The sequence below is a fragment of the Thermogladius sp. KZ2Tp1 genome (assembly GCF_051131135.1).
Classification (GTDB): Archaea; Thermoproteota; Thermoprotei_A; order Sulfolobales; family Desulfurococcaceae; genus Thermogladius.
This window is the reverse complement of sequence record NZ_CP151274.1, coordinates 396,848-414,409: the sequence shown is the minus strand read 5'-3', so window position 1 is coordinate 414,409 and position 17,562 is coordinate 396,848. Positions and strand designations below refer to the sequence as shown.

At 58.5% G+C, this 17,562-nt stretch carries 17 protein-coding genes and 3 tRNA genes; 11 read left to right on the top strand and 9 right to left on the bottom strand.

Features of this window, described 5'->3' with window-relative positions; all coding sequences use genetic code 11:
- The first annotated feature begins 37 nt into the window (after nt 1-37).
- Nucleotides 38-841, top strand: coding sequence for a BtpA/SgcQ family protein (locus WLZ34_RS02275; protein WP_434731710.1), 804 nt, complete (start codon nt 38-40; stop codon nt 839-841).
- 25 nt (nt 842-866) lie between these two features.
- Here WLZ34_RS02275 and WLZ34_RS02270 read toward each other — a convergent pair whose 3' ends face one another.
- Together WLZ34_RS02270 and tsaA are read right to left on the bottom strand one after the other, a co-directional pair.
- On the bottom strand, nt 867-2,102 hold the full coding sequence (locus WLZ34_RS02270) for a S8 family peptidase (protein ID WP_434731709.1): 1,236 nt from the start codon (nt 2,100-2,102) through the stop codon (nt 867-869).
- A gap of 226 nt (nt 2,103-2,328) precedes the next feature.
- Nucleotides 2,329-2,841: a tRNA (N6-threonylcarbamoyladenosine(37)-N6)-methyltransferase TrmO gene (gene tsaA, locus WLZ34_RS02265; protein WP_434731708.1), complete on the bottom strand. Its 513-nt coding sequence runs from the start codon at nt 2,839-2,841 to the stop codon at nt 2,329-2,331.
- 926 nt (nt 2,842-3,767) lie between these two features.
- On the opposite strand from tsaA, the gene WLZ34_RS02260 reads away from it, so the two are divergent.
- The 4 genes from WLZ34_RS02260 to WLZ34_RS02245 all read left to right on the top strand — a co-directional run bounded on the left by WLZ34_RS02260 (nt 3,768) and on the right by WLZ34_RS02245 (nt 6,889).
- Entirely contained in the window at nt 3,768-4,280 is a 513-nt protein-coding gene (locus WLZ34_RS02260; protein WP_434731998.1) for a ferredoxin domain-containing protein, read from the top strand.
- A gap of 603 nt (nt 4,281-4,883) precedes the next feature.
- Nucleotides 4,884-6,401 carry an SLC13 family permease gene (locus tag WLZ34_RS02255; protein ID WP_434731707.1) on the top strand — a complete coding sequence of 506 codons (1,518 nt, stop codon included), beginning with the start codon at nt 4,884-4,886 and terminating at the stop codon, nt 6,399-6,401.
- A gap of 9 nt (nt 6,402-6,410) precedes the next feature.
- Nucleotides 6,411-6,623, top strand: coding sequence for a MoaD/ThiS family protein (locus WLZ34_RS02250; RefSeq protein WP_434731706.1), 213 nt, complete (start codon nt 6,411-6,413; stop codon nt 6,621-6,623).
- Between the two features lie 2 nt (nt 6,624-6,625).
- Nucleotides 6,626-6,889: a MoaD/ThiS family protein gene (locus WLZ34_RS02245; protein WP_014737182.1), complete on the top strand. Its 264-nt coding sequence runs from the start codon at nt 6,626-6,628 to the stop codon at nt 6,887-6,889.
- 3 nt (nt 6,890-6,892) lie between these two features.
- Here WLZ34_RS02245 and WLZ34_RS02240 read toward each other — a convergent pair whose 3' ends face one another.
- Genes WLZ34_RS02240 through tes form a run of 5 tightly spaced genes read right to left on the bottom strand, consistent with a single transcriptional unit; the run spans nt 6,893 to nt 10,963 of the window.
- Nucleotides 6,893-7,633, bottom strand: coding sequence for a HesA/MoeB/ThiF family protein (locus WLZ34_RS02240; protein ID WP_434731705.1), 741 nt, complete (start codon nt 7,631-7,633; stop codon nt 6,893-6,895).
- Nucleotides 7,626-7,835: a MoaD/ThiS family protein gene (locus tag WLZ34_RS02235; RefSeq protein WP_434731704.1), complete on the bottom strand. Its 210-nt coding sequence runs from the start codon at nt 7,833-7,835 to the stop codon at nt 7,626-7,628. Before WLZ34_RS02235 ends, WLZ34_RS02240 begins: the two co-directional genes overlap by 8 nt.
- A complete protein-coding gene (locus tag WLZ34_RS02230) occupies nt 7,832-8,611 on the bottom strand; it encodes a GTPase (protein WP_434731997.1) in 780 nt (259 codons plus the stop codon). The genes WLZ34_RS02235 and WLZ34_RS02230 overlap by 4 nt, the downstream gene beginning before the upstream one ends.
- Before the next feature lie 13 nt (nt 8,612-8,624).
- Nucleotides 8,625-9,221: an adenylate kinase family protein gene (locus WLZ34_RS02225; protein WP_434731703.1), complete on the bottom strand. Its 597-nt coding sequence runs from the start codon at nt 9,219-9,221 to the stop codon at nt 8,625-8,627.
- A gap of 50 nt (nt 9,222-9,271) precedes the next feature.
- Nucleotides 9,272-10,963 (bottom strand): tetraether lipid synthase Tes, encoded by a 1,692-nt coding sequence (gene tes / locus WLZ34_RS02220; RefSeq protein ID WP_434731702.1) that lies wholly within the window; start codon nt 10,961-10,963, stop codon nt 9,272-9,274.
- An 82-nt stretch (nt 10,964-11,045) separates the two neighbouring features.
- On the opposite strand from tes, the gene WLZ34_RS02215 reads away from it, so the two are divergent.
- The 3 genes from WLZ34_RS02215 to WLZ34_RS02205 all read left to right on the top strand — a co-directional run bounded on the left by WLZ34_RS02215 (nt 11,046) and on the right by WLZ34_RS02205 (nt 11,751).
- Complete coding sequence (locus WLZ34_RS02215; protein WP_428726973.1) at nt 11,046-11,483, top strand: hypothetical protein; 438 nt, start codon at nt 11,046-11,048, stop codon at nt 11,481-11,483.
- Between the two features lie 17 nt (nt 11,484-11,500).
- Nucleotides 11,501-11,574: transfer RNA gene (locus WLZ34_RS02210), tRNA-Lys, on the top strand.
- Between the two features lie 75 nt (nt 11,575-11,649).
- Nucleotides 11,650-11,751: transfer RNA gene (locus tag WLZ34_RS02205), tRNA-Gln, on the top strand.
- Here the strand turns inward: WLZ34_RS02205 and WLZ34_RS02200 are convergent.
- A complete protein-coding gene (locus WLZ34_RS02200; protein WP_434731701.1) occupies nt 11,749-12,327 on the bottom strand; it encodes a DUF99 family protein in 579 nt (192 codons plus the stop codon). The genes WLZ34_RS02205 and WLZ34_RS02200 overlap by 3 nt on opposite strands.
- Entirely contained in the window at nt 12,324-13,511 is a 1,188-nt protein-coding gene (locus WLZ34_RS02195; RefSeq protein ID WP_434731700.1) for a Cdc6/Cdc18 family protein, read from the bottom strand. The genes WLZ34_RS02200 and WLZ34_RS02195 overlap by 4 nt, the downstream gene beginning before the upstream one ends.
- Nucleotides 13,512-13,634: 123 nt before the next feature.
- Here WLZ34_RS02195 and WLZ34_RS02190 point away from each other — a divergent pair.
- The 3 genes from WLZ34_RS02190 (at nt 13,635) to WLZ34_RS02180 (ending at nt 17,559) form a co-directional block, all read left to right on the top strand.
- Nucleotides 13,635-13,708 (top strand) — tRNA-Ala (locus WLZ34_RS02190).
- Nucleotides 13,709-13,831: 123 nt separating this feature from the next.
- Nucleotides 13,832-14,107, top strand: a complete 276-nt coding sequence (locus WLZ34_RS02185; protein WP_428726976.1) for a DNA-directed RNA polymerase subunit H — start codon at nt 13,832-13,834, stop codon at nt 14,105-14,107.
- 35 nt (nt 14,108-14,142) lie between these two features.
- Complete coding sequence (locus tag WLZ34_RS02180) at nt 14,143-17,559, top strand: DNA-directed RNA polymerase subunit B (RefSeq protein WP_434731996.1); 3,417 nt, start codon at nt 14,143-14,145, stop codon at nt 17,557-17,559.
- The last annotated feature ends 3 nt before the right edge of the window (nt 17,560-17,562 follow it).

The following is a 17,562-nucleotide window of genomic DNA, read 5'->3' as shown; positions in this document are numbered from 1 at the left end:
GGGGTGTACGCCCCGCGGGCTTGACGGGGGTGCTGGGTTGGAGGTCGTCGGGGTAGTCCACTTGCCCAGGCTACCGTACACCGACACGAGAGAGGACTTCGACCTGGACAGAGTCCTGGAGGCAGTCCTGAGAGACGTCTCCGTCCTCGAGAGGCTCGGCTACGACGGGGTCGTAGTAGAGAACTACGGCGACAGCCCGTACCCCAAGCGCTTGAGAGACCCGCTGGCCCTGAGCACGCTGGCCGTGATCGTTAGGGGGGTCGTGAAGTCAACGAGCATGAGGGTCGGCGTGAACGTGCTCCGGAACTCGGGGAGGGAGGCGTACGCGATAGCCGTGGCGACGGGGGCCAGGTTCATCAGGGTCAACGCGCTGACCGAGAGCATAGTGAGCGACTCGGGCCTCATCGAGCCCGAGGCGCCCAGGTTGAGGGCTATCAGGAGGAACTACGGGGGCGTAGAGGTGTATGCGGACGTACTGGTCAAGCACGCCGGCAGCCTGTCGCTACTGGCCTACTCGGCGTCTGGCAAGAGCGCAGAGGCCTTCTGGGACGCTCTACGCGAGGTCGTACACGACACCGTCGAGAGAGGCGGGGCCGACAAGGTCGTTTTAACGGGCTACAGGACAGGGGAGGCGCCCGAGCCCGGGTTCGTGGAGAGGGTCAGGGGGCTGACGCGCGCCCCTCTAGTTCTGGGCAGCGGCGCTACACCCGAGAATATCGGGCTCTACAAGAAGTACGTCGACGGGGTTATTGTGGGCTCGTATATCAAGGTCGGCGGTAGAGCGGGCAACCCGGTGGACGAGGAGAGGGCTAGGGCGTTCATAAGAGCGGCGAGAGGTTGAGGGGGAGGGTAAAAAGAGACTGGGCTCACATATAGTAGAGCGCGTAGTCGACCGCGGCCTTCGCGTCCACTATACCGTAGCCGTAGAGCGGGTCGTAGCTGTAGCCGGTCGGGTTGTACGCGGTGTACTCTATCGCGTAGTAGACCTTGTCGGGCGTCAGCTTGGCTTTGCCCGCGGCCAGCCTTAGAGCCTGTATCAGAGCGGCTATCGCCGAGACGTGGGGTGTGGCCATCGAGGTACCGCTCATGTAGGCGTACTTACCGCCAGGGTAGGTCGACAGGATGTTGACGCCCGGCGCGGCCACGTCAGGGTACCTGTTGCTCCAGCTCGGCACGTTCCCGTTGGAGTCCACGGCGCCCACGGCCAGCACCTCCGGGTAGGCGGCCGGGTAGTCTGGGTAGCTGGCGCCCTCATTACCTGAGGCCGCGACCAGCACTACGCCGTAGCTGTAGGCGTACTTGACGGCGTCGTGTAGGGTCGTGCTGTCGGAGGAGCTGCCCAGGGACATAGAGATGACGTCCGCGTCGTCGCTGGTACCGGCGACGCCGTCTGGGCCCTTAGTGGCCTCGATGATGCCCTTGGCTATATCGCTGACGTACCCGCTACCAGAGGCGCTCAGCACTCTGATAGCGTACAACAGCGCCTTGGGAGCCACGCCTGCGACGCCCGCCCCGTTCAGCCTGGCGGCGATGATCCCGGCTACGTGGGTGCCGTGCCCGTTGGGGTCTGAGCACTTACTCAGGTCTGTGCCCTTGTAGAAGGTCGCCCCGTTGTTCAGGGACACGACACACCAGGTCACAGCCCCGTTCAAGTCCGGGTGCTTGTAGTCGATACCGGTGTCGACGACGGCCACTCTTACGGTGGAATAGTAGCCGTAGGCTGCGTTACCGTAGTACGGGCTGTAGGCCGACCAGACCTGCGGCGCGTTGACCATGTTGACGTTCCACTGGACCTCGCCGTGCAGCCTGGCCGGCTTGTCCTCCTCGACGAGCAGGACGCCCGATATCCTCGCTATAGCCGCCTTCGCGCTACTGGGCACTGCCAGGACGACCGCCCTTATCTCGGGTATCTCGCTGACTAGGGCCCCTCCAAGCCTCCTAGAGGCGTCTAGTACCTGGGCCTTGACAAGCGCGTAGTTGGCCGAGGGGCTTACCCTTACAACAACCCTCTCAACGGTCGCAGGGGCGGCAGCTGTCTCGGCCGATAGTAGGATGGTGGTCAAGAACATTACGACGACGAGGGCTACGAGCCACTTTTTCATATTCACACCGAGGGTAAAATTCTCTACGGCTAGGAAATATAAACTTTTCCCTCCAACCTAGATACATACCCCGCTGTCCCAAATACTTACGTGTAATAGGAGGGGCTGGACGTATATACGCAAAACTCGAACAACGCTCGAGCTACTAGGAGTCGTTAGAGAAGCGGCGGGGTCTCCACGCGGTGTAAACGCCTTCTCGTCCCGCCCAGCTTTCAGCCCTCGGGGGTCACGGGGTGATGGTCTTGCCCAGCCTCTCGCGTATCCTCCTCTCGAGCTCCTCGGCCCACCATGGCTGCTTCAAGTCCTGGACTACCCTCCCCCTATCGTACGGCTTGATGTCGAGGACGGGCGTCCCGTCGAACAAGTCGAGGTTCTCCACGTGTATCTTCCGCCCCTCGATACCTCTGACCCTCAGGATGGAGAGGGCGATCGGGTTGGGTCGGTGGGGGCTGTCGGTCGCGAAAACCCCCACCTCGGGGAGGTCCTCTATGTCTATCCCCAGCCTGCACAGCCTCCTGTGCTTGACTCTGAGAACTTTCCTGTCATCCTCGCTCGTCTTGTGGAGGAAGGCTATCACGATAATGTGTGAGAACCCCTCAAGGTTGAGGAGGCCGTCCGCGTACTCGGGTAGGACCTCGACGCAGCCCGGTACACCCTCGACGCTGTTCCTGACCACCTCGTCACTGAAGCCGTGCCTAACAAAGCCGATGGGCCTCAGGCATATCTCCGTACAAGACACCCCTGGTTTGAATGGCTTTAGGTGGAATATATCCCTTAGCCCATGATCGGCTCCTTGAGGTAGCACCCCCATTAGTCTAAGACCGTGTAAAGGCAGCTTTGATTACGAGGCGATCTATCATAACTGTTAAAGCACAGACATCGACCAGTAAAGATAAAACATTACGGCGTCTAGAGGAAACGGAGGTATTACGGGACTCGTCGGATCAAGGGGCCGGGGGTGCCGTAGAACCTATATCAAACCTCGCCTGGCCCCCTTGATCGAGTCTACTCGGTTACACCGGACAATATTTAGACATTGAAAAGTGCAGTAATTACGATGACTATCAGCTCAATAAAGCATACTGTTGTACATGAAGGCGTGACCCTCTTAAATACACAGAGTAGCCGCTTATTGGTGTTACCCGGCCGGGGAGATCAAGGGCTAAACCTCCCGCAACACCTGTGTCATTTGGGCCCTCGCCCAGATGTGGCGGGTACGAGGAGTACTACTTCCACAGAAATCATTACAGTGTATTTCAAGCCATGACATATTGATGCCTCTTCGTAAATCCAGTATGGAATACATGAGTCTGGCTCGGGGTTTTTGACCGCGTATTTCGACTCCTTGGGGTAGTCCGTCCTTGTACACAATACTTTTGTCGTACATGATCAACCCTAACCCGGGGATCTTCTCCGACCCCTGTTTACAGTGTTTCCCCGCCCTCGACGCGGAGGGGGCCTGGTTAACTGCCCTCCAGTCAAGTTAACCGGGGATTAACTTCCACGGCTCGATCAAAAGATCCTGTCTCGATCAGCCGTCAAACCACCTTTTTCTCCATCAAGTGTCCTAGACCCGGTATCCTGTCGCCCACGGGGCGTCGTGGCCGTGTGTTAGCCCTGTCTAACGCAAGGACGATTTCCCTCTCCTGCAGTCCACTACTAAGGGTGGTCGGGTTGATAAACGAGGAGGCCTTGATAAGCGAGGGCATACTAGAGGCAGCTAGGCTGATGGCGGTAGCGGCTAAGACAGCCCCGAAGGCTAGGGGGGTCGACAACGTCGTCACGGCTCTAGTGACAGACAGAGGCGAGATCGAGAGGCTGGCCTCGAAGATGGAGGAGCTGGCGCCAGTCTACGGGGAGTTCTTCAGGAGGGACGCAGAGTCTGTCAGGGCGAGTAAAGCCGTGTTTTTGGTCGGCTGCAGGTTCCTCAAGCTGGGGCTCGAGTCGCCTAAGAGGTGGGGCTTAGACGTCGACTTGGTGAACTGCCTCGTGAACCTCGGTATAGCCATCGGCTCGGCGGTCAAGACAGCCCAGATCCTGAACGTCGACAACAGGGTCATGTTCTCGGTGGGCGTCGCGGCGCAGGAGCTCGGCTTAATACAGGCAGACGTGGTCTACGGTATACCCCTCTCCGCGACCTCGAAGAACATATACTTCGACCGGAAGTGGCCTCGCTGAACCCGATTTTCTATTTTTGCGAGCCCTACGAGCCGCACAAATCCTGTCAACTCCGTCAATTGTTGGTAGCGGGGTCGGCCCGCTCGAGTGGAGTTCTGGGTTTTGTATACACGCGGGAAGAAGGTGGGGAGCAGGCCGTTTTCCAGCCCTGACGGGAGCCGTAACAGGGATACCGACGCCCTCGCCAGCCGCCGTAGAGCGGCGCCTGTTCCACATACAGGTCTAGCACGAGGTTGCTTGGAGGCGAATCCAGCTGTAGATCTCAGCGCGGGCGGTGGGCAGAGCGACACCACTCCGCCTGGAACCACAGTGGGCGCCTTCACCCTGGCTGTAGTGGTCGCTGTCCTGGCTACACTAGCGTGGACGCGTTTTGTCGAGCGGCCTCCCGAGTAAGACTCTTGGTTGCTGGGCTCGTCCTCGAGAGGCCCGCCCTTGATGATATGTAACTAGGTTGGCTATCGGTGGCGTGGAGGGTGGTAGGGTGCCGGAGCCCCTCGGCCAAAGCCCGGGGATCCTCGCGGAACCCGGTGCGGTGCTCGTGGGTTATGAGAGAGCGTATTTTTAGGCGTTGTTCAACATAAGCCGTTACCCGGGGCGGTTTCGATGGACAACGTGAAGAAGGGTCTAATAGTATCTCTCGTGATCCTCGTGTTGTCGTTCGCCGGCATGTACCTCATCAGGGTACCGTACGAGGGGGTGGGTAAGAGCATCATCGACGCTTGGTGTAGTGTGAGAGGAGGCTGCTTGGACCCTTCGCTGATAAACTCCGCGAGGAGCATAGTGGAGCAGGGCGCTAGCCTGGGCTTCTTCCTCGTCGTGATAGCCCTCACGGTGATCTCGATGGAGTACAGGTACTACGCGGCCCTCCTCGGCGTCTCCGCGATAGTCTTCCTGGGTGTTGCCTCCCCGCAGCTGGTGTTAGGGGGCGTTGAGTGGGGGCTGATCCTCTTCCTAATCGGTAGCATGACCCTCGCCTACGTCCTGAGGTCGCTGAGGGTCTTCGAGTACCTCGCTATAAGAGTGCTGGAGGCCAGCCGCGGCAACCCTGTACTGGTCGTGGCTTACTTGTCCATCCTCTCCTGGTTCCTCTCGCTGGCCGTGGGCGAAGTAGCTAGTATCACGTACGTGCTCATGCTGGTCTTCGACATGTACAAGCTCACAGGCTACGACGTGAGGCCTCTGATCATACTGTCAGTCCTAGCAACCAACACGGGCAGCGTCGCCCTGCCCGTGGGGAACCCCATAGGGCTCTACTTGGCCTTCACAGCGAACCTCAGTATAACGTCCTTCATAGTCAAGGCTTTACCCCTGTCCCTGCTAAACCTAGCGCTCCTGGTAGTGGTGTTCTCCGCGCTCGCGAGAGGCTACCTCTCGGGTTTCGGCGAGAGGTTGAGCAGGGACATGATAGACAAGATAGCGGCGCGCTTCTACACCTCGCTTTCGCCCAGCGAGATCACCAGGGTCAAGGGGGGCCTGGTAATACTAATAGCCTTCCTGACCCTCGTCGGGGTAAACGACCAGCTGTCGAGGGCGATAAGCCTCCTAGGGGGCATTAACGTAGACCCCCACGCTCTGCTGGCCTTCACACCCTACCCGCTGATAATGGTGTCGACCCCCCTTATCGGCGCCTCGAGAATGGGCGAGGTGCTCGAGAAGGGCGTCGAGTGGCCCTCTATAATATTCTTCATCTCGCTCTTCATGCTAGGCTACTCTCTGTTCTGGTCTGGCGTGGCCTCCAAGCTGGCTTACCTGACAGTCCTGCTAAGCTCTTTGACAGGCGCGGTGTCCTTCCCGCTCCTGTACACCATCATGCTGGTTCTCTCGGCGGGCCTAAGCAGCGTCTTAGACAACTTGTCCGTCATAGTGGCCCTGACACCCGTCGCGCAGACGCTGGTCTCGATCGGGGGCTCGGCTGCGGCGTTCTGGGCCCTACTATACGGCGGCGTGTTCGGCGGGAACTACACGCCGATAGGCAGCTCGGCGAACATAATAGCCGTGGGCCTGAGCGAGAAGAACAAGATGAAGATAGGGTGGGGCGAGTGGCTGAAGATAGCCCTGGTCGCTACGACCATCGAGGTAGTGGTCGCCATTGCTTGGACTCTAACAGTGGCTAGCATGTAGGAGCCGCCTATGCCCGTGAGGGCCCTCGTACTACCCAGCAGGGTCTGGGTCGAAGTACCCGGGGACTCCATAACGCTGGCAGAGCTCGTGAGGACCATAGTGGAGCGCGGTTTCAGCGGCAACCTCATAGTCTTGGTAAACGACAGAATCGCGGACGAGCCGTGGACTCTTATAAGGGCCGGGGATAGAGTTGTAGTTATAGAGGAAGCGCCGGGTGGCTGACGGTGAAGGTGAAGGTCGTCTTCACCGGGAGGGCGAGCGAGATGTCCGGCGTCTTCGCGATGGAGGTCGAGCTACCGGAGGGCGCCACGCTAGACGAGCTGGTGAAGACGGTGTCCAGTAAGCTCAACCCGAGGATATACAAGAGGTACTCCCAAGGACACTTCGTCTTCGTGACCTTCGTAAACGACAGGCCTGTACTCAGCCCCGACTACAGGCTCCGGGACGGCGACAGGGTCACATTCATGACGCCCGAGATGGGTGGTTGAGCCTCACTGGCACCTCTCGAACATTTTTGGGTCGGGCTTGAACTCGATAACCTCGAAAGACGGCTGGAGACCGTTGTAGACGAGCAGCTTGTTGACTAGGAGGCCGCCCACGCCTAGGATTATCTTGGCGGTCTCCAGGGCCTCAATTAGACCTATGATCCCCGGCGTTGTGGGGAATACCTGGAGAGGGGACTCTTCCCTGGTCTCGTCGGTAATCGGGAACAGGGCCCTAAGACAGGGTGTCACCCCGGGGAGGATGACTGTCACCTGTCCGTAGAAGCCCCTGACACCCCCGTGGACAAGGGGCTTTCTCTTAGACCAGGCGACCTTGTCCAGTACGAACCTAGCAGGCCAGTTGTCAAACGCGTCGACGTACACGTCCACGTCTATGCTCGACAAGAGGCTCTCGGAGGCCTCGGCGTATATGGGCTGGACGTTCGTGTTCGGGTTCAGCTTCCTGAGCTTCTCAGCGGCTGCGAGCGGCTTGGGCTTGCCAAGGTCGTCTATTGAGTACAGCACCTGCCTCTGGAGGTTGCTGACCTCAACCACCTCTCTGTCCAGTATGTAGAGGTTCCCCACACCCATGGCTGCCAGGTAGATCGATACGGCTGAGCCTAGACCGCCTAGACCGGCGACGAGGACCCTGGCCTTCTTCAGCTTCAGCTGCCCCTCTTCTCCTATCAGCTTTAGTTGCCTGCTGTAGAGCTCTCTCTCGAACTCGCTCAACCCCGCACTCTCAGCCACCGGACTTCACCACGTAGACTATTACCTCGTCCCCGTCGCTCAGCTCGTCGTCCTCTGTCAGTATGACGCCGTTCCGGAGCACGACCACCTCCTCTCCCACCAGGCCTACTCTGGACAGCAGCTCCCTCACGCTAGAGACGTTCTCGACGACGCGCTCTCCCTCACCTGTTATCCTCACGCGCACCCCCATCGCCGTGCTCACTCCGCCTCCACGGGTTCGACGTAGTACGGTATCAGACCATCGTGGAAATCCCTAATAACCTTGCGAGCCGCCTCGTCAACGAGGGGCTCCCCACTCTTCTTATAGAACCAGCCGTGCCTGGCCGCTATAGCCCTCAGTATCTCCTCGGGGTCCACGGAGTCGAGGCCATAGGCCTTCTTGAAGGCGTCGGGCCTTTTCTCGAGAACCCTCTTGATCAGCATGTGGGCTATCCCTACCGGGTCCTCGATGTGCTCGACGGGGGTCCCCCTGATAACCCTCTCCAGCGGGTCTCCCTCTATGGGGATCACGCCAGGGGTGTCTAACATGAGAATGTCCTTGTCTACTCTAACGAACTGGACGCCCTTGGTGTAGCCTGGGGAACCGGGATAGGGGCTTGTTGGGGCGGATCGCCTCCCCTTCAAGGCGTTGATTATAGACGACTTCCCAGTCTTCGGGAACCCGACTACGGCCACGACCGTCGGGAGTCCCGGTGCTACGCGCTTTATAGTCCTTCTAAGTATGAGCGTGCCCTGGTGTCTAGTGGTCGACACGTAGACCGCGTTGTAGCCCCTTCCAGCGAAGTACCTCTTCCAGGCCTCGGCTACATCCCTGGGCACGAGGTCGGCCTTGTTCAAGACGAGGACTAGTTCCTTTCCCTGGCGGCGGACTATGCTCTCGACCCGCGCGCTCAGCGTGGAGAGCGGGTCTCTGATGTCGAGCACGTGCAGGACGACGTCCGCCGAGTCGATCACCCGCCTGACCTCGCCCCAGGACATCAGCCGGAAGAAGCTAGGCCTCCGGCTCACGCTCCAGCACCCTCTCGAGCTCCTCTATGAAGCCGGGCTCCACAACACCGAGCCAGTCGATGTACCCGGCTGGGGTAGCCCCTCCCCTGACCTTGTGTAGGAGCTCGTCGACGACCTCATCAGGGGTCTTACCTGTGACATCCACCTCGACAACCTTCCCAGTACCGAACCTGGCCACGGCGTTTGACAACACTACGGATAAGACCTCTGCCATCACGTTCTCCGCCACCTTCTTGTCGCTCCAGCCCCGGCTCCTCAACCTGGCGATCAGTTCCCGGGGATCCAGTCGTAGGACGACCACCACGTCCACCGCCTCGCTGTCTAAGACCTCGGGATAGTGCGTCGAGATCACGATCCCTCTACCGCTCTCGCACAACTCCCTCACCCTAGCCGAGACCCTCTCCTCGCTGATCACGTAGCTGTTAGTCTCGGGGTCGTAGTAGTTGTACAGCCCCTCCCTCACGACGAGCTCGCTCAAGTCGACGTAGGTGCCTCCGATCCGCTCTGCCAGTAGTCTCGAGACCGTCGACTTGCCCACTCCCGGCGTGCCTGCTACGACCAGGCACTTGAAACCCGACATGATTCAACCAACGCGTAGGGATGGAAATAGCCCGCTAAAAACAGGGGTCGTTACCTCTTCACCAGCTCGAGGATACCCTCATAGGTCTTCTTGTAGATCTCCGTCGACTCCAGCTTGCGCCTGTCCCTGATGTACTTCCTAGTGACGATGCCCTCGGGCAACCCGTACTTCTTGCTGTACTCGAGCAGGCTAATACTGTTCTCCTTGTGTATCTTCTCCCTGTAGATGTCCTCGAAGATGTTGAACGCGCAGAACGGTATCAGCCTACCGTCTGGGACAGCGTAGTGGATGTTGCACCTCTGGACCCTCTGAATGTCGTAGTTGTATAGGTCCATGAAGTGCATCTGCCCCAGGAACAAGAGCTTGTAGTGGAGTTCACCTAGAGCTTCGTAGCTCCTCTTCACGATGATGTTGAACAGCAACTTGTAGAGGTCGAAGCCCTCGGGGGCCTTCTCCTGGTGTATGAACTTCCGGATAGTGTAGAGCAGCCTCATCCCGGTCAAGAGCCTGCTCGAGCCCTCCACTAAGTCCCTCCACTTATCCTCGAGGTACTCGACGAGCCCTTCCACGTCCACGAACTCGGTTATGGGCACGAGCCTGGTGGCGTCACCCCTCCTCTCGACGTAGACGTAGGTCCCCACCCCGCAGGCCGGGTGGTTGCTCATCTCGAACTTGAACTCCCCGCTGAAGCCCTCTATAAACCTGGAGAACACGGCGCTGACGTTGATCGGGAACCACGCCTCCCTCGGGACCTCCCCATCGGTCTGCTCCTCTATCAGCTTGACTATGTCGCCTATGGTGACCCTGTACTTCTCCCTCTCGTGCCTCTTCATAAGCCCTGTTATGCTCACTGGTTGGAAGTTCACGGACCTCACGATGTCCATGTGCTTGGCGGCGAACCTTATCATCGCCCCGAGCTCGTGGGTGTTCACGTTGTTGATCACCGTGGGCACCAGCACGACGCTCGTCATACCCGCTTTCCTGAAGACCTCGAAGATGTACGGGACCTCCCAGTGGTTCTTCCAGTTCGTGACGGGCGACACGCCGTCGAAGCTCAGGTAGACCGTGTTTACGCCCGCAGCCCTCAGCTCGCGGGCGTACTCGACAGCTTTAGCGGGCTCCTCCCAGTACACCTCGGCAAACTTAATCCCGTTGGTGTTAAGCTGAATGTGCCTTACGCCCTCGCTCCTCAACATCTTGACTATATCGACGAGGTCCTCCCTAAGGGTCGGCTCCCCGCCTGTTAGCTGGACAGCGACCGTCACACCCTGCTTCTTGATCGCCCTCACCATCTCCCTTATCTGGTCGATAGACGGCTCGTACACGAAGCCTGAGGCCTCCGCAAAGAAGAAGCAGTACCAGCAGCTCAGGTTGCACCTGTTAGTCAAGACGATGTTCACTAAGGCGGAGTGCTGCTTGTGCATCGGGCAGAGACCACAGTTGAACGGGCAGGGCCCCCTCAACTGGGTGTAGACGTGCCTCGTCCCTCTCCCGTCTTCCTCCCACTTGGCGATCCTCTTGTACGTAGTAGCGTCGCCGTAGTATATCTCCTCGATCTCCCCGTGCTCAGGGCACGCTCTCCGAATGTAGATCTTCCCTTCTCTCTCGACTAATACGGCTGGTAAAACTCTGTAGCAGTAGGGGCAAACACTCATGGTCGTGGATACGAGCTCCTCGCCCTGCCTCAGCCGGGGGATTACGTAGGAGATCTCTCCGACCCTTTTGCCTACAGTTAGGGTCACAATACCACCGTTCTCTTAGGTTCACCTAATAACCGGGGGCGAATATAAGCGTTTACAGGCTCATGAAAAACAAGTGGGAGGTATGACAGATATAAACTTACAGGTCGCTTTCGAGTCCAGTATCGGCGAGCCGTTCACGCGGGCTTTTAGTGGAAAAATCGCAAGGAGGTCTGGGACGCTGGTCTTCGAACTGGGCGATCTCGTCCTCAAATCGAGGCACAGTATCAGGGTCGAGTACGAGAACAGCGCGGCGGGCTACTACAAATTAGTGGCGAGCGGGTGGCTTAGGATCGGGCCTTTCGAAATCCCACTCCCCTGCCTCATAGCTGTGGGCGAGCCCTGTTACAGAGTCCAGGTCTTGATCCCAGGGCTGGACGAAGAGCTCGATGTAGAACCAGGCGTCTACGGCTCCACGCTCTCCTTAAGTTGGGATTTGGCAGAGGGCACCGGCTCCCACAAGCTCAACGTGAGAATCCGCGGTAGAGAGGGCTCTCCCGGTAAAGTTTATAACAGAACATAGAGTAGGAGGAGAACTGAGGGCCCGTAGCTCAGCTTGGTAGAGCGGCGGGCTTTTAACCCGTAGGTCCCGGGTTCAAATCCCGGCGGGCCCGCTCACGGCCCCAGGCGCCGAGCCCCCAAGGGTATAAGACTTTTAACCCTTGTTGCCAAGTATCAATATACTTGATAGCCGGGTCGTCTAGCGGCCAAGGATGCGGGGCTCTGGGTCGCCGGGGAGGCACCCGGCGAGGGGAGCCCCCGTGACCGGGGTTCGAATCCCCGCCCGGCTACTCTTCTCCTACACTTAACCTGTGGTAGAGCAGCCTCGTCAACGCGGACGCTAAGCTGTGCGCTATCCTGAGGGGCTCGGGGATAGGGCTGTAAATCATGGCGGCCCTGACCAACACGACCGCCTCGTAGAAGTCCACCCCTACCGGTAGTATCCTTATGGTTCTCCAGGGCGTCTCCAGGGGTTTCATGGACTCGTATGCTCTCAGGAAGGTCTCGAGCCTCTCGCGCCCGTCTGGGAAGTGCCTGGTCAAGGCGTCGACGACGCCTTGTAGGTCGACGTCGCCGTACTGCACCACCACGACGGGCTGCCCCGTGGACTCGTGCACTCTCCACGGGTCTACGATGTCGAAGCCGCTGTACGTCACTCCGTCCAGCAGCAGTAGCCCGCCCCCCAGTCTCCTCCCTAGCTCTATCACCGCGTCTTCGCTACGTCCAGCGTCTACCAGGACGGGCTTGAACCCCACGGCCGTCGGCCTCAGGGTCTCGTCTGTCTTAACCCCGAGTACGATCGTATAGCCCCTCCTCGACTTGAACTCGACAGGGAAGTACCCGTCGTCGAAGGCAACGTAGTTCATTTAACATCCTTCAACAAGTCGTCGACGGTCTCCACGAGATCAGATCTGACTCTAATAACCTTGGTGACCCCGTACCTCCCTCTACTCGCAACGGTCGCGTTCACGAGCCCGAGCATGTCCAGCTGGCTTATTATCTCGCTCACCCTCCTCTGAGTCAGCGGCTCTAGGCCCAGCTCCTTGGCGATCTCGGAGTACTTCAAGTAGACCTCGCCAGTGGTGGCGCTCCCCTTCAGCTTGGCGACTTCGATTATTGCCTTCAGCACTATCTTCTGGTGGAGAGGGAGGGACATCACGCTCTGCTGGACTCTCCCCTCCTCTATCTCGACATTAGCCCTCTTCACGTGGTCAACGGTGACCTTCGGCGAGCCCTCCCTCTCCGCGATCTCGCCCGCTACTCTGAGCAGGTCGAGCGCTCTCCTCGCGTCTCCGTGCTCTCGGGCGGCTATGGCGGCGCAGAAGGATATCACGCCGTCGTCCACGACACCCGGGTAGAAGGCCTTCTCCGCTCTCTGCTTCAGGATGTCGAAAAGCTGCTCCGCGTTGTAGGGCGGGAAGACGATCTCGACCTCTCCCAGGCTAGACCTCACCCGCGGGTCTAGGCTCTCGACGAAGTTTATGTCGTTGGTAATCCCCACGAGGGCTACACGGGAGCTCTTCAGCTCCTCGTTGATCCTCACGAGCTTGTAGAGCAGGTCATCCCCCTCCCTCTTCACGTAGTAGTCTACCTCGTCGAGGACTATGATGTGTACACCGCCCCAGTTCTCGAGGGCGTTGATGTACCTCCTGTAGACCTCGCTGATCGCCAGGCCTGTTGGGGGGATCTTCAGCCCTACACTAGAGGCTATCTGGGCCACAACCCTGTACGTCGTGTCGAGCTTCCTGGTGTTGACGTAGGCCTGCTCCAGCTTCACGTTAAGCGAGTTGGCCTTCTCGACAAGCCTCTTGACGACGTACCTGGCCACAGCAGTCTTGCCGGTGCCCGTGAGACCGTAGAGGAGGGCGTTGCTGGGCCTCTCCCCTCTTAAGGCGACGACCAGTATCTCCGCCAGGCGCCTGATCTCGTTCTCTCTGTGTGGCAGGACTTCCGGGACGTACTCTGGGTGAAGTATCTCCCTGTCCTTGAAGATCCTCGTGGAGGGCGCTCTCAGGTTCTTGACCAGCTCGTCGATAATGTCCGAGGACATACAGGGACACAACCTCTTCTTCAACTGGGAATAGGGGGCTCTTCCTATTTAACAGAGAGGGTTGAGTTGACTCCCTACACGTGAACGCTTTTAAGACGTCCGAGGCGTATAGTATCAACTAGCGGGCCGGTAGCTCAGCCTGGAAGAGCGCTCGGTTGGCATCCGAGAGGTCCCGGGTTCAAATCCCGGCCGGTCCACTCCCAACCTCCACTCCCTTCTCGGCAGCGTCGCCGCTGACGATAAATTTAATAGACTTTTATGAATTGGGGTATTCAGGTGTGCTAGCTAGGATTATATCATGTTTATATCCGGTGTTGATTATGGGCGAGGAGGAGAGTATAAACATCTTAGAACACGTTCTAGTCCCTAAACATGAGGTCCTGTCCCCCGAGGAGGCGCTCGAGGTCCTAAAGAAACTGGGTGTAAGCCCGAAGAACCTCCCCTGGATATCTGTTGACGACCCGGCGGCTAAGGCCGTGGGAGCCAAGCCCGGCGACATTATCAGAGTGATGAGGAAGTCCCCCACAGCCGGGGTCGCGATCGCTTACAGGTACGTAGTAGTGGACGTGAGCAAGAAAGAGGCGAGCACGGAGTGACGTACAAGCCCTCTATCGAGGACTTGTGGACTCTAATGAAGGCTTTTTTCGAGGAGAAGGGTCTTGTACGCCAGCACCTGGACAGCTACAACAGGTTTGTCCGCGAGCTACTCCCTGAGATAATGAGGGAGTACCGGGAAATCCCGATCACAGCCGACCTTAAGCTGGTGATAAAGGACTACAAGATCGGGAAGCCGGTTTGGAAGAATATCGAGGGGGTCGAGAGCGAAGTAACCCCCATGGAGTGCAGGCTCAGGAATCTGACCTACGCTGCCCCGGTGACAGCGAAGGTCGTCCTAGTAGACAAGGAGGGCTCTCACAAGGAGCAGGACATAAAGCTCATGGACCTCCCAGTCATGTTGAAGTCCGAGCTAGACCCGCTGAGCAAGCTGTCTAGGGAAGAGCTTAGGCAGGCCGGCGAGGACCCCGACGATCCGGGCGGTTACTTCATAATCAACGGCGCCGAGAAGGTCTTGATAGCCCAGGAGGACCTAGCGAGCAACAACATAATAGTGGACGTCTCTCCCGAGGGCTCGTCGACGACGCATGTAGCGAAGGTTGTCAGCACTGCCAAGGGTAGGAGGAGCCAGCTAGTGATAGAGAGGAGGAAGGACGGGGTCTTCTACGCGAACTTCCAAGGGAGGAAGATACCGGCTCCAATTCTGATGATAGCCCTAGGGCTGGCTACGGAGTACGAGCTGATGAACGCGGTGTCCTTCGACCCGGACGTCCAGATCCAGCTCCTACCCTCCATAAGCGAGGTTCAGTCGGTCCTGCCTAGGCTCGAAATCCCGCCGGGAGTCTCTGACGAGGAGATTCGTAGACTGGAAGAGGAGTACAGGAAGAAAGTAGTCGAGGAGGCCCTCGACTTCATAGGTGCGAGGATGGCCGTCGGCAGGCCTAGAGAGGAGAGGGTCAGGAGAGCTGAGAGGGCGCTAGACGAGTACCTCCTACCTCACATCGGCACGGACCCGAGCCCTTCAACGAGGCTGAAAAAAGCCCTGTTCATAGGGCAGATGATAAACAAAATAATCGAGGTCTACCTCGGCAGGAGGCAACCCGACGACAAAGACCACTACAGGAACAAGAGGCTCAAGCTCGCAGGGGACCTCCTCGCAACGCTTCTCAGGCACGCGATCGTCGTGTCGTTCATCAGGGAAGTGAAGACCAGCATCGAGAAGACCTATAGCAAGTACAGGAAAGTAGACCTAAAGATGGTAATCAAACCGAACATAATAACCGACAGGATCTCCCACGCGATGGCCACAGGTAACTGGCCTGGAGGCAGGACCGGCGTCAGCCAGATTTTAGACAGGACGAACATGCTGAGCACTCTTAGCCACCTCCGTAGAGTCGTCTCTCCGTTAGCTCGCGCGCAACCCCACTTCGAGGCTAGAGAGCTTCACTTCACTTCTTGGGGTAGGATGTGCCCCTTCGAGACCCCCGAGGGCGCGAACATAGGCCTCGTCAAGAACCTCGCTCTTATGGCTCACATCAGCGTCGGCTTCGACGAGAAGGAGGTCGAGCAGGCGCTCGTTAAACTAGGCGTGAAAACCCTGCCCCAGATACTGGACGAACTCAAGGAGAGTATTAAGAGAGGAGAGGGCTACTCCGGCTCGGTGGAGTACGGCTCCTGGAGCAAGGTCTACCTTAACGGTAGGCTGATAGGGCTCTACCCGGACGGCGGAGAGCTCGCGAGGAAGATCAGGGAGCTGCGCAGGCAGGGCAAGGTCTCGTCGGAGGTCAACGTGGCCTACTTTAGAACAGAGTACCTCAACGAGGTCTACGTCAACTGCGACGCCGGGCGTATAAGGAGGCCCCTCCTCGTCGTAGAGAATGGCGAGCTAAAGCTCAAACCCGAGCACATAAAGCAGCTCAAGAACGGGAATTTGAAATTCGAGGACCTGGTCAAGAGGGGCGTCATAGAGTACCTGGACCCCGACGAGGAAGAGAACGCGTACATAGCCCTAACCCCCGACGAGTTGACTAACGAACACACGCACCTCGAGATATGGGTCCCTAGCATTCTCGGCATAGTGGCCTCCATTATACCGTACCCAGAACACAACCAGAGCCCGAGGAACATATACGAGGCTGCCATGGGTAAGCAGAGCCTCGGCTTGTACGCCGCGAACTTTCAGAGGAGGACGGACTCTAGAGGGCACTTCCTCCACTACCCCCAGAAGCCCCTAGTCCAGACTAGGCCGCTCGAGGTAATCGGTTACAACGAGAAGCCCGCTGGCCAGAACATGGTGGTGGCCGTGCTGACTTACACAGGCTACAACATCGAGGACGCGGTCATAATGAACAAGAGTAGCATCGAGAGGGGGCTAGGCCGCAGCACCTTCTTCCGTGTTTACTCGACGGTCGAGTACAAGTACCCCGGTGGACAGGAGGACAAGATATCTGTCCCGCCGAGCGACATAAGGGGCTACAAAGGCCCGAGGGCCTACGAGAAGCTAGACGAGGACGGCATCGTAGCCCCGGAGACGTACGTTGTAGGCGGTGACGTCCTGATCGGGAAGGTCAGCCCATCAAGGTTCATGATCACGCAGGAGCTGACTGGTAGCGAGCAGGTCAAGCAGGACACGAGTGTCGTGATGAGGCACGAGGAGAAGGGTATAGTGGACGTCGTCATGATAACCACGGACAGCGACGGTAACAAGCTCGTCAAGGTGAGGGTGAGGGACCTCAGAATACCCGAACTAGGGGACAAGTTCGCCTCGAGGCACGGCCAGAAGGGGGTTGTAGGCCTCATCATCCCACAGTACGACATGCCCTTCACCGAGGACGGGGTTACACCAGACCTCATAATCAACCCCCACGCGTTCCCTAGCAGGATGACGGTGGGGCAGCTGATCGAGAGCATAGCGGGTAAGGTGGCCGCGCTGGAGGGTAGGCTTGTAGACGGGACGCCGTTCTTCAAAGAGGACCCGGAGAAGCTGATGGTCGTACTGAAGAGGCACGGCTACCCGGAGACGGGTGAAGAGGCCATGTACGACGGCAGAACCGGCGAGCTGATGAGAGCGCCCGTTTTCATAGGCATAGTCTACTACCAGAAACTGCACCACATGGTCAGCGACAAGATCCACGCCAGGGCTAGGGGGCCGGTGCAGATCCTGACCCGGCAGCCCACGGAGGGCAGGGCTAGAGCAGGCGGGCTTAGATGGGGCGAGATGGAGGTAGACTGCTTGGTGGGCCACGGCGCGGCCTCGCTACTGAAGGAGACGATGATTGACAGAAGCGACAAGGCAGTGATATACGTGTGCGAGTTATGCGGTCACATAGGTTACTACGACAGGATCAGGGACAGGTACGTGTGCCCCGTCCACAAGGAGAAAGGGGTTCTAAAACCCGTTGAGGTGTCGTACAGCTTCAAGTTGCTCATACAGGAGCTCATGAGCATGGCTATCATGCCTCGTCTAAGGCTGGAGGACGTTAGGGAGGCGTGAGAG

What these genes read in the sequence shown, in the direction of transcription:
- WLZ34_RS02270 (WP_434731709.1), bottom strand. Translation starts at nt 2,102, where the DNA reads ATGAAAAAGTGGCTCGTAGCCCTCGTCGTCGTAATGTTCTTGACCACC.
- WLZ34_RS02255 (WP_434731707.1), top strand. Translation starts at nt 4,884, where the DNA reads ATGGACAACGTGAAGAAGGGTCTAATAGTATCTCTCGTGATCCTCGTG.
- WLZ34_RS02250 (WP_434731706.1), top strand. Translation starts at nt 6,411, where the DNA reads ATGCCCGTGAGGGCCCTCGTACTACCCAGCAGGGTCTGGGTCGAAGTA.
- WLZ34_RS02230 (WP_434731997.1), bottom strand. Translation starts at nt 8,611, where the DNA reads ATGTCCTGGGGCGAGGTCAGGCGGGTGATCGACTCGGCGGACGTCGTC.
- WLZ34_RS02225 (WP_434731703.1), bottom strand. Translation starts at nt 9,221, where the DNA reads ATGTCGGGTTTCAAGTGCCTGGTCGTAGCAGGCACGCCGGGAGTGGGC.
- WLZ34_RS02215 (WP_428726973.1), top strand. Translation starts at nt 11,046, where the DNA reads ATGACAGATATAAACTTACAGGTCGCTTTCGAGTCCAGTATCGGCGAG.
- WLZ34_RS02200 (WP_434731701.1), bottom strand. Translation starts at nt 12,327, where the DNA reads ATGAACTACGTTGCCTTCGACGACGGGTACTTCCCTGTCGAGTTCAAG.
- WLZ34_RS02195 (WP_434731700.1), bottom strand. Translation starts at nt 13,511, where the DNA reads ATGTCCTCGGACATTATCGACGAGCTGGTCAAGAACCTGAGAGCGCCC.
- WLZ34_RS02185 (WP_428726976.1), top strand. Translation starts at nt 13,832, where the DNA reads ATGGGCGAGGAGGAGAGTATAAACATCTTAGAACACGTTCTAGTCCCT.
- WLZ34_RS02180 (WP_434731996.1), top strand. Translation starts at nt 14,143, where the DNA reads ATGAAGGCTTTTTTCGAGGAGAAGGGTCTTGTACGCCAGCACCTGGAC.